The sequence below is a fragment of the Frigoribacterium faeni genome (assembly GCF_007988805.1).
Taxonomy (GTDB): Bacteria; Actinomycetota; Actinomycetes; order Actinomycetales; family Microbacteriaceae; genus Frigoribacterium; species Frigoribacterium faeni.
The window spans coordinates 1-649 of record NZ_BJUV01000083.1 but is presented as its reverse complement, the minus strand read 5'-3'; the positions used below and the strand labels follow the sequence as shown (position 1 = coordinate 649).

The following is a 649-nucleotide window of genomic DNA, read 5'->3' as shown; positions in this document are numbered from 1 at the left end:
CGCGTACTCGCTCGACGACGAGCCGCCGATCTCGAGGGCCGGGTCCACCCCGAGCGACTCGAGGTAGTCGTACGCGTCGGCGATCGTGCCGGTGCCGAACACCGCCGGCGCGTACCGCTCGAGGTACGGCGACTCGGGCTCCCCGGTGTCGAGCGGCAGGCCGAGCGACGCGGGCACCGCGTGCAGCGCCTCGGTCAGCTCGGGCACGGGGCGGCTCAGGTAGTAGTAGACGCCGCCCATCTCGCCGTTGTGCAGGCTCACGTAGAGGTCCGGCCGCAGCTCGTCGATCAGGCGCATCAGCCCGAGGGTCTCGGGCAGCACACGGTCGAAGTAGGCGCGCTCGTACGAGGTCGGGAACGTCCATTCGACCTGCTCGTCGGGGGCCGGACGATAGAACCGCCGCGAGTAGTAGCCGCGGTCGGTCGGGTCGTGGAACCAGCCCTCGTTGAGCCGGCCGCCGTCGGGGTCGATGCTCGGCACGATGTGCCAGGTCGCGTCGAGCGCGGACCGCAGCTCGTCGTCGGCGCAGAGCGTCTCGGCGAGGTGGATCGCCGTCCACGACCCGATCGGCTCGTTCGGGTGCACGCCGCCGACGATCAGGTGGTTCCGCGAGCCGCTGCCGACGGTGTACATCAGGATCGGCTCGCCG

General features: G+C 71.2%; 1 protein-coding gene. It reads right to left on the bottom strand.

From position 1 onward, the window contains the following. Window positions 1-649, bottom strand: a 649-nt coding sequence (locus FFA01_RS15815) for a M14 family zinc carboxypeptidase (RefSeq protein ID WP_146857139.1), incomplete at both ends; no start/stop codon positions are given.